At 54.6% G+C, this 9707-nt stretch carries 9 protein-coding genes; 3 read left to right on the top strand and 6 right to left on the bottom strand.

The features are described from left to right. Positions 1 to 367: 367 nt before the first annotated feature. Positions 368 to 607, top strand: coding sequence for a DUF6124 family protein (locus TX24_RS12575; protein ID WP_032900698.1), 240 nt, complete (start codon positions 368 to 370; stop codon positions 605 to 607). Between the two features lie 500 nt (positions 608 to 1107). Here TX24_RS12575 and TX24_RS31855 read toward each other — a convergent pair whose 3' ends face one another. Then, entirely contained in the window at positions 1108 to 1392 is a 285-nt protein-coding gene (locus TX24_RS31855; protein WP_157255550.1) for a hypothetical protein, read from the bottom strand. A 26-nt stretch (positions 1393 to 1418) separates the two neighbouring features. Next, on the bottom strand, positions 1419 to 2669 hold the full coding sequence (locus TX24_RS31850) for a hypothetical protein (protein WP_157255549.1): 1251 nt from the start codon (positions 2667 to 2669) through the stop codon (positions 1419 to 1421). Positions 2670 to 3320: 651 nt separating this feature from the next. Here TX24_RS31850 and TX24_RS12560 point away from each other — a divergent pair. After that, entirely contained in the window at positions 3321 to 3554 is a 234-nt protein-coding gene (locus tag TX24_RS12560; protein WP_057710449.1) for a DUF6124 family protein, read from the top strand. A 150-nt stretch (positions 3555 to 3704) separates the two neighbouring features. Here TX24_RS12560 and glsB read toward each other — a convergent pair whose 3' ends face one another. The 3 genes from glsB to TX24_RS12545 form a co-directional block, all read right to left on the bottom strand. Then, positions 3705 to 4613 carry a glutaminase B gene (gene glsB / locus TX24_RS12555; protein ID WP_003191719.1) on the bottom strand — a complete coding sequence of 303 codons (909 nt, stop codon included), beginning with the start codon at positions 4611 to 4613 and terminating at the stop codon, positions 3705 to 3707. Between the two features lie 55 nt (positions 4614 to 4668). After that, positions 4669 to 5013 carry a hypothetical protein gene (locus TX24_RS12550; protein WP_003191720.1) on the bottom strand — a complete coding sequence of 115 codons (345 nt, stop codon included), beginning with the start codon at positions 5011 to 5013 and terminating at the stop codon, positions 4669 to 4671. Between the two features lie 73 nt (positions 5014 to 5086). Further along, a complete protein-coding gene (locus TX24_RS12545; protein ID WP_003191721.1) occupies positions 5087 to 5497 on the bottom strand; it encodes a hypothetical protein in 411 nt (136 codons plus the stop codon). Between the two features lie 109 nt (positions 5498 to 5606). On the opposite strand from TX24_RS12545, the gene TX24_RS12540 reads away from it, so the two are divergent. After that, complete coding sequence (locus TX24_RS12540) at positions 5607 to 6452, top strand: AraC family transcriptional regulator (RefSeq protein WP_057710448.1); 846 nt, start codon at positions 5607 to 5609, stop codon at positions 6450 to 6452. On the opposite strand, the gene TX24_RS12535 is transcribed toward TX24_RS12540, so the two are convergent. Continuing rightward, a complete protein-coding gene (locus TX24_RS12535; protein ID WP_157255548.1) occupies positions 6432 to 9533 on the bottom strand; it encodes a non-ribosomal peptide synthetase in 3102 nt (1033 codons plus the stop codon). The genes TX24_RS12540 and TX24_RS12535 overlap by 21 nt on opposite strands. Positions 9534 to 9707 lie beyond the last annotated feature (174 nt).

The following is a 9707-nucleotide window of genomic DNA, read 5'->3' as shown; positions in this document are numbered from 1 at the left end:
CTGGGGTGTGCGCCCAGTCAGAAACTGCGAGCCCGCTGGGCCAGTGACACTGAACCCTGAGAAAGAAACGACTATGAAACAAGCAGCTTAAAACGAAGAACAGTGACAACTACCTTGAAAAACACCGACCGTCGCTGCCAATTCAGCGACCGGATTTGACCGTCCGACCTTGTTAACGAACTGCTACGCCCTGCACCTCTTCAGGCGTTTTTTTTGTGCCTGAGGTATTGTGTCGCGGCAGTTGTGCGCGGGATACCTTCGGGTATGCCGGGTTCGTTGACAACCGGTCGGTCAACCCGCGTACAGCTGCCACCCTCTTCGCTTGACCGCGAACGCTGGCGGCTCCACTTGTCGACGGAGTTTCACCATGATCAAAGACACCCCAAATCCCCCAGATACGCTCTTCACCGTGCGCCCCGAGCTAGGCACAGAAACATTGTTAATCAACGCCTCCCAGGATCTAGCCTCCATCAGTGACATCGCGACTCATCTAGCCTTTGAAATCGACGGTACCCAACGCAACGTAGCGCTGGGCATCTGCCGCATGCTCGAAGGTGTGCAGTTGCTCGTAGACAAGGCATTGGATGACACCCACCCAGCCACTTGATCTGATGATCGTGCCGCACCCTTACCCACTGTAGGAGCGAGCTTGCTCGCGAAGATCGTCAACGATGACGCGGGCAACCTGGGTGACCGCAGGGCCCGGAAGTTTTTCGCGAGCAAGCTCGCTCCTACAGTGGGTAAGGTCTCGGACGTTTCCCACAGCTGTTTCAGGTTGTTGCTCGGAATTTCGCTGACTAACCTCTGCACTGTCGCTGCCAATTCAGCGGCCGGATTTGACCGTCCGACCTTGTTAACGAACTGCTACGCCCTGCACCCCTTCAGGCCTTTTTTGCACGCCTGAGGTATCGTGTCGCGGCGGCTGGAAGCTCACCCAACCGGCTGAAATAGAGGAAAATCTCAAAAGACATAATCATCGAGTGCGCCGGCAACGTGAAACCAACTCACAAATAAAAAGGCCAGTCAGATTACATGACTGGCCCAACCTAGTTAAAGCTAACTCAACCGACATACAAAAATGAAATCCAGCTTTCTGAAAAATACAATTCAGCACTTTTCCCACAAATAATTATTAACCCTACGATTACCCCACGCATCACAGTCATATTTACCAGGTGCATTCGACTCTTTGACCGACGTTGCCTCTACTGGAGGGTAAGTCTCTTTCTTCTTAAAAATTTCGTACACAAAAATGGCAAAAGGAGCACTCTTTTCCAGAACAAACTCGCCACCCACTGCTGAAAATTCACGGCTATAAGATTGACTAGCATGCAAAACAGAAGCAACGAGCAGCAAGCCAGACAGCAAATTTTTCATTTTGTACGATTTCATGATATCTACCTGCGTGTATATGAATATTAGGGCAGAACTGTTGCCACGGCATTGTCATCTTGGTCGACGTCATTGCTCACACCCACGGCATAATTTCCATTTTGCGAAATCGCCAAAATATTGCTCTTTTTACCGCCAGGAATGGGCGATAGGCAGAGTGCTGGGGACGTAGGAGTCCAGATACAGCCCCTTGCATACTGGTTCCCATCAGTACTATTAAGCACGACTGAATTATTATCAGCTAGTTCAACCGCTGACGTCGTGACTGCACCGTCTGGAGGAAGGATTGGCCTAACACCAAAAGTACCAGTAGGGGGTTCCCAATACAGCGACTGAGAAAAACCACTGCTGTCCCCCCTAGCGGCCAACACATTGCCTTGATTGTTGAGGTCCAGCGCCCAATTCTTTGCATTTATAGGTAAAGTCAACAACTGAGGCACGCTGGCCGGACTCGCCCAAAAAGCTGTCTTTGCTACATTGGCGTTGGAGTCAGGAAAAACGCAGGTACCCACTACCTGTGACTGGTCATTAATGGCCTTAGCCACACAAAAGTTTGCACCTGGGGGTAAAGGCAATACAACTTTCGAATACCCAAGGCTGCCTCGAACAGCTACGGTGCCACTGAGTGTACCTGCACTATTCGGGCAATTCATGGCAATGCTCGGATAGCTGTTGATCAATGTGTAGTTTATTGAGTTGGCGACACAATCGTCTCCCCAATCAGAAACTCTCTGCGCGGCACCATTACCGGTGGCTGCATAGATCACTACGGTTCCTTTACCATCGGCGCTGTAGCTCGACCCGACAATACCTCCCCGTTCATTCATTGCCGTAGGGGTTGTGGTGACGTCGCCAGGCCTTAAGAGGGGATTGAGTAATGTTGCAGGAAGTGGCTGCAGTACCTTTGGACCTAGCGATGGAGAACTGACTTGCCAAGACACCGCAAAATTGACGTTATTAGCATCCAAACATTGGCCGGAAATGGTGCCACTATTAGCGACTCCCATCGCGGTGCAAGATTGTCCGTTTGCAAGAACAGGCAACAGCTGTTGCACTATCGCGCCACTCACGTTAGCTAACCAAGGCCGCGTTATCGCGGAAGTATTGCCAGATACACAATTGCCGATTGCCATGCCTGTGTCGTTCACAGCGAGTGCAGTACATTGAGGCCCACCGACGTGACCAAGATTCACGTAGCTTGCTGCTTGAGCAGCCAAACTCAATGTTCCCATGAAGACGACAATGAATATTCCTGCTCGTTTACGTGACACTTTCATAATAGATCTTCCCTGAAAGATATTATTTAAGTTCCGTGAATACGAACTACGGTCACCAACGATGAAACTATCCCTTTCCGATCAGGCGCACAACTGTCATTTATGACAGGTACATACCAGTAAGTAACCAACGATTGTCAGTTAAGGTACATGTCAAAACACCGACCACGCGATCCGCTCACTCTACAACTCCAACACCTTTGATGATCGTGCCGCGCTTCCACAAAGCACGCCGCCAACCCGCTGTGGGAGCCAGCTTGCTCGCGAAGATCGTCAACGATGACACGGGCAACCTGGATGACCGCAGGGCCTGGAATTTTTTCGCGAGCAAGCTCGCTCCTACAGTGGGGTATGGTCTCGGACGTTTCCCACAGCTGTTTCAGGTTGTCGCTCGGAACTTCGCTGACTAACCTCTGGACCGTCGCTGCCAATTCAGCGGCCGGATTTGACCGTCCGACTCCCAACTGCATCTGTGCCACATCGAATCAGGCGTTTTCTTTACGCCTGCTGTATCGTGTCGCGGCAGCTGTACGCGGGATACCTCCGGGTATGCCGGGCTCCTTGGGACCGGTCGGTCAACCCGCGTATAGCTGCCACCCTAATTCGTTTGACCGCGAACCGTGGCAGCTCCATATCCCTTGGAGTTTCACCATGATTAAAGATAGCCCCCCAGAACAAATCTTCATCGTGCGCCCCGGCCTGGACACCGAAACCCTGCTGATCAACGCGTCCCAGGATCTATCCTCCATCACCGACATCGCCACCCACCTCGCCTTTGAAATCGACGGTACCCAACGCAACGTAGCGCTGGGCATCTGCCGCATGCTCGAAGGTGTGCAGTTGCTCGTGGACAAGGCACTGGATGACTCCCACCCAGCCACTTGACCTGATGATCGTGCCGCTCCTACAGTTCAAAGAACAATAAAGATCAAATTGTGGGAGCTGGCTTGCCTGCGATGACGCTGTGTCAGCCAGCACATCCGGTACTGAAAAACCGCTATCGCAGGCAAGCCAGCTCCCACAGGGGGACCGAGTTCAAAACACCGACCACCCAATCCGCTCACTCAACAACTCCAACGCCTTCATCCCCGCCAGCGAGTTGCCCGCCGCGTTCAACTCCGGCGACCACACGCACACCGTAAACTGCCCCGGCACTACCGCGACGATCCCGCCGCCGACCCCGCTCTTGCCCGGCAGGCCCACGCGGTAGGCAAAATTGCCAGCCTCGTCATACAGCCCGCTGGTGGCCATGATCGAGTTCACTTGCTTGGTCTGGCGCGCCGTCAGCACCTGCTCGCCACTGTGGGCACTCACGCCTTCGTTGGCCAGAAAGCTGAACGCTCGGGCCAGGTCCAGGCAGCTCATCTGCAAGGCGCAATAGTTGAAGTAGCTGTGCAGCACCGCGTCCACATCGTTATGAAAGTTGCCGAACGACTTCATCAAGTAGGCCATGGCCGCATTGCGCGCACCATGCTGGGCTTCCGACTCGGCCACAACACTATTGACCAGGATTTGCGGGTTGCCCGACAGCCGCCGTACAAAGTCGCGCATCGACAGAATCGGCACGGCGAAGCGTGACTGGTTGATGTCGCAGATCACCAGCGCGCCAGCGTTGATAAAGGGGTTGCGCGGGCGGCCACGTTCGAATTCCAGCTGCACCATGGAGTTGAACGGCTGCCCCGAGGGCTCGTGGCCCAGGCGTTCCCAGATGGTTTCGCCACCATGGTCGATGGCCTGCACCAGGCTGAAGACCTTGGAAATGCTCTGCACCGAAAACAGCGTATCGGCATCACCGGCGCAGTAAGCCGCGCCGTCGTTGCCGTAGACCGCGATGCCGAGTTGGTGGGCGGGCACGTCGGCCAGCGCGGGAATGTAATCGGCAACTTTGCCGAGGCCGATCAAGGGGCGCACTTCGTCGAGGATCGACTCGAGCAGCGCCTGCATAGCTTGTCCTGTCATGTTTGTTTGAATCAGTGGTAAACGAGGCGCGGAGGATACTTCAGTGGGCGCGCAACACCCACACAATCTCTACCACCCGCTCGGCAACCACCACGTAGATCAGGATCAATAACAGTTGCAACGCCAAGTGATAACGCAACTTGGCCAGCCGGCGAATGCCGTCGCTGACGTTCAACAACATCAGCAGCGTCGACAGCACAATCAAGCCCCACCCCGCGACGCTGGAAGCAAACAGACCGATCAACAAATCGTGCGGCCCCACCAGCGCGTTGGTCCCCGCCGCAAACAACAGCGCGCAGACCAACAGGTTCTTGACGTTGTCAAAAATCTGCGTGCTCAGGTCGTTTTCCAGCAACGCCAGATACCGCGTCCATAAAGTGCGCATGCTTGATTACCGAGTGGGAAGGCTCGTCAATCAAGGTAGTTCAATTGTGGACGCTGTCGAGCTTTGGCCAGGCTTAGAAATGCGCCACATCCGACACTTCTGTGTCCAGCACGTCCTGGGCCAGCGCCCAGGCGCGGTCCTTGGATTCCACCACCAGCAGCGGGTAGCCCCAGGCCTTGCCGAACGTCACGGCGAAGGGCTTGAGAGCCAGGCGCTTGGCGGCGCTGGGCTCCACCTGGATCATGCCTTTGACGTAGGCGCGCAAGGCTGCTTTGTTTTTCTTCATCCAGATAGAGGCGCGCTTGCGCTCTTCGTGGGCGTGTTCGTGATTGTTTTCATCCACGGTTTTTTCGTGCAGCAGCAAGAAGGGCTGCTCACGGGCCAACAAATGTTCGAAGGTCAGTAAGGCATCTTCCGGCCCGCCGTCGTTAGGCGCGTCGAAAAAGATTTTCACCACGGGGAAAGTCGAACTGTCGAGTCGCATGGCTAAGCTCCTTGGATGAGATTGGTTCTCATCATAGAGCACAGGTCGCTGGACAGCATTGCACAGAATAGCCAGAATGTTTCGCAATCCAGCCAAGGCAGTTCCCACCATGGTTCATCACCGCCTCGACCTGTACGACCCCTGCCGGGTTCGCGACGCCGCCGCCATCCCTCGCTCGATAGTGGCCGTGGGCGCCTCGAGTACCTCCGAGCGCTGGGAACATACCCCTCACCACCATCAACACGGGCAGTTGATCTACACCTTGCGCGGCGTGGTGCATTGTGTGATCGAGGCGGGTATCTGGATCGTGCCGCCGCAATGCGCGTTGTGGATTCCCGGCGGGGTGACCCACGCGGCCCGTGGCGCTGGCGAAGCGGACGTGTATTGCCTGTTGATCAACCCGGACGCCGCCCGCGCCCTGCCCTGGCAATGCTGCACACTGTCGGTGTCGCCATTGCTGCATGAGTTGATCGGCAAGGCGGTGAGTTTCCCGCAGCTCTACGACGAAGACGGCGCCCAGGGCCGGCTGGTGGCGACATTACTCGATGAGTTGGCCCAGGCCCCCATCGAAGCCCTGCATCTGCCGATGCCCCAAGACCCGCGCTTGCATCGGCTGGCCAACAGCCTATTGGCCAACCCCGGCGACAAATCCACCTTGGGCGAATGGGCCGTGCGCATCGGCATGAGCGAACGCAGCATGACCCGCCTGTTGCTGGAAGAGATCGGCCTGAGCTTCGGTCGCTGGCGCCGGCAGTTGCATGTAATCCTTTCACTGCAGCGCCTGGCCAACGGCGAAAGTGTGCAGAGCGTGGCGCTGGACCTGGGTTATGAAAATGCCAGCGGGTTTATCACCATGTTCCGCAAGGCCATGGGCCAACCGCCAGCGCGTTACCTGGCGGACCGTGCCAGTACCGTCGGGCCGCACAGCAACGCGTCAACTATCGCCTTGACGTGAGCTGTTTGGATCTAACTTGTCGAGATAACGCGCCAATACTTCGCCAGAGAATTGGGCCTCGCGAATACTACTACCCTCAAGAAACCGCACGGTGTTGCTGCGATCCCAGGAATAATTTTCTTGGTAAAGCTCAAGGATGGACTGATCTGCGTGCATCGGGTCTTTGAACATTCCAAGCAATGGGTAAAGTAATGCTTCGGGGTTGTGTTCCCACAATGCGAGCCAATTTTTATACAGGACAACCGAAAGCGTTCGGCCATAATGCTCGCCCACCCGCTCACAAAATGCTTTGAGGTCCAGATTGGTGGATTCTGGTTGGCACAGGTTAAACTTCAACCCCAGCGCTTGGGGGTCGCGGGAAATATGGGCCACCGCCTCAACCATGAAATCCACAGTGGTCAAGCCTTCCCGCATACGCTCCAGATCGGGTACCGCGCCATACGCCAGGCAGGTGCGGATAAAGCGCCCCCACCATTGGTAGTGAGCACACTCGCCAGTCACGCTATGACAGGTGGCATAACCCAACCGAAAGGTCATTAACGGCAGACCTCGGGACGCGGCCAGATCTGCGAGTTTTTCCATCACCCACTTACTCTGTACATAACCCAGGTCATCGCGAATAGCCGGTACGTTTTCGTCGATATCATCCTGTTCGTACACATGGCTCTTATGGGTGAAACGATGGCCCCAGCTATAGATTGAGATGGTCGACATCAGCATCAATGCCTTTGTCTTTTGCGCACCGCAAAAATGGAGAATTTGCTTGAGACCCTCTACGTTATCTCGCCTCATATAGCTGTAAGGCATGATGAAATTCACTGCGCTTGCCGAGTGATAGACCACATCCACGCAGCGCGCCAAATGGGTGAACACTTCTTTCCCTAAACCTAATTGCTCAGCCGCCAAGTCACTCACGTACACGTGAATGCGCTTCCAATCGCTTTCGCTGATGGGCACTTGGTAACGCTCGCTGACTTGCTGCAGCCTCACCAGCCCAGCCGGCGTATTGTCACAACGCATCGGGCAATGAATATGGGCGATTGAGGTGGTCAATAGTTGGTGCAAGAGATGAATACCGACAAACCCGGTCGCGCCAGTCAGTAAGGTATGCTCGGGACTCTTCAATTGCATCGACTCGAAGCCTGGCGCGAAACACATGTCCAGCGGGAGCGCCCCATCGGCTTCGAAAGCGTGCACACGCTCGGCCCCTTTTTCTCCATGTAAAGACTGAGTGCGTCGGTGTAATGTGGCCGCTAGATCCTCAAATACCAGATGTTCATATATGTCGCGCACCGCCACGTGAATATTGAACTGTACTGACAATTTCTCCGCCAATCCTGCCACGCCCAGGGAGTGCCCACCGACCTTCAGAAAGTTGTCTTGGGGGCCAAAATCAGCGTGACCCAACACCTCAAACCACGCCCTCGCCAACGTAACTTGTGGGCCCGGCGTAAAGCGTTGTATATCCAACGCTACGGTCGGCATCGCCTGCAATAGAGTCAACAGAGCTGGCCTGTCTATCTTGCCATTGGCATTGGCAGGTAGCCTGTCAAGGCGATGGAATAACTCGGGCACCATATAATCAGGCAAATCCATAGCAAGGCTGCGTCGCAGCTCTGCAACCAATCGCCCGCTATGCACCTGCCTGTTGCGCGGTACGACAAAAGCAACCAAGCGTTTTTGCGCTTGTGTACCGGTGTCTTGCACCACCACCGCCGCGCTGTTGATGCTCGGCTCTTTGAGCAGGCGCGTCTCTATTTCACCGGTTTCGATACGGTAGCCACGAATCTTTGTTTGCCCATCCATGCGGCCCAGAAACTGAATCCGTCCATCCGCCAACACTCGGGCCTGGTCTGCGCTGCGGTACAACCGGCACTTGAGCGTGGGTGAATAAATAAAGCGCTGCGCAGTCAACTCAGGCGCACCCAAATAACCCCGAGCAAGGCCCGGCCCGGCAATACAAAGTTCCCCCACCTCGCCAACTACGAGCTCGTTGAGGTGTTCATCCAGAATATGAATGCGGCAGTGATCTATCGCATAACCAATCGATGCAGGCCTTTGTAAGCGTTTGCTCTGAACCTCATTACGAGTGACGTAAATAGTGGTTTCGGTGGGGCCATAGCAGTCAAAAACACGATAAGGCAGATGGTCGACTTCCACGGGATGGAGTTTTTCACCGCAGGTGTAAAGACAGCTCAAGGCTAATCCTTGCGGCTGCCTGGCGTTCAGCACGTCATAAATTCTCAACGTGGGTACAAAGCCATGGGTGATCTGTTTCGCGACACAGAATGACAAGTAGTCATCGCTATTGAGCAGCGCATCCTGACCCGGAACATACAGACAGGCCCCTGCCGTCAGCGCGGACCAGATCTCAAGTTGGCAAAGATCAAACCCCACTGCGGCCATGAAACTGCAACGACTGGAAGACGTCACACCCAAATCTCGATTGTGCTGCATCATCAATTGCGCGACGCTGTGATGTTCGATCACTACGCCTTTGGGCTCGCCCGTAGTGCCCGAGGTAAAAATCACATAAATCGCATCATCGCCTCGGACACCAACAGGCTGATAACTCAACACTTGACTGGAGTTCAGCAGCTCGCTGACGGTTATGACTTCGGTTGCCGGCAAGGGCTCGACATCATGGCGTTGAGTGGAAAGGATGATTGAGGCCGCGCATTGCCTGGCGATATAGGCTTTACGGTTATAGGGCAGTTGGCGGTCCATCGGAACAAACGCCGCACCGCGCTTGATGACGCCCAGGAATGCAACGATCAACTCAATGGAGCGCTCGCCCTGCACCAGCACGTAGTCACCCCGCCCGATAGTGCGGGACTGCAAAAAGGCCGCGACTTTAGAGCTTTTGTAATCCAGCTCCGCATAAGTCAGACATTCTGCCTCAGTCACGACTGCCAGAGCAGTTGCGTTCTTGGCGAGACGATCTGCAAATAAATCCAGCACCGTATCTGCCTGCATATCAAGCACCTCACTTAAGGGACGCGCAAAAAAATGAGAGGCTATTTTTTCTTCATTGGTTGAGATGAGTAACTGTAGAAAATGACAGTTATTATATTTTTTCACTCTATAAACTGCATTCCTGATAGCAAAAGACGCCAATCACAGCCTTACTCATATCAATAAATAAATATTATTCTTTAAATTTATAATTAGGTTAGAACCAATCGGCATTTTACAGCCGCGCCCGTGCCCTCTATTTTCCCCCTACGAACCGACCCCTTGCCCGGTGGAGGCTTG

This window comes from Pseudomonas lactis, from assembly GCF_001439845.1.
GTDB classification, from domain to species: Bacteria; Pseudomonadota; Gammaproteobacteria; order Pseudomonadales; family Pseudomonadaceae; genus Aquipseudomonas; species Aquipseudomonas lactis.
This window is presented reverse-complemented; position numbering and strand designations above follow the sequence as displayed.

What these genes read in the sequence shown, in the direction of transcription:
- TX24_RS12575 (WP_032900698.1), top strand. Translation starts at nt 368, where the DNA reads ATGATCAAAGACACCCCAAATCCCCCAGATACGCTCTTCACCGTGCGC.
- TX24_RS31855 (WP_157255550.1), bottom strand. Translation starts at nt 1,392, where the DNA reads ATGAAATCGTACAAAATGAAAAATTTGCTGTCTGGCTTGCTGCTCGTT.
- TX24_RS31850 (WP_157255549.1), bottom strand. Translation starts at nt 2,669, where the DNA reads ATGAAAGTGTCACGTAAACGAGCAGGAATATTCATTGTCGTCTTCATG.
- TX24_RS12560 (WP_057710449.1), top strand. Translation starts at nt 3,321, where the DNA reads ATGATTAAAGATAGCCCCCCAGAACAAATCTTCATCGTGCGCCCCGGC.
- glsB (WP_003191719.1), bottom strand. Translation starts at nt 4,613, where the DNA reads ATGCAGGCGCTGCTCGAGTCGATCCTCGACGAAGTGCGCCCCTTGATC.
- TX24_RS12550 (WP_003191720.1), bottom strand. Translation starts at nt 5,013, where the DNA reads ATGCGCACTTTATGGACGCGGTATCTGGCGTTGCTGGAAAACGACCTG.
- TX24_RS12545 (WP_003191721.1), bottom strand. Translation starts at nt 5,497, where the DNA reads ATGCGACTCGACAGTTCGACTTTCCCCGTGGTGAAAATCTTTTTCGAC.
- TX24_RS12540 (WP_057710448.1), top strand. Translation starts at nt 5,607, where the DNA reads ATGGTTCATCACCGCCTCGACCTGTACGACCCCTGCCGGGTTCGCGAC.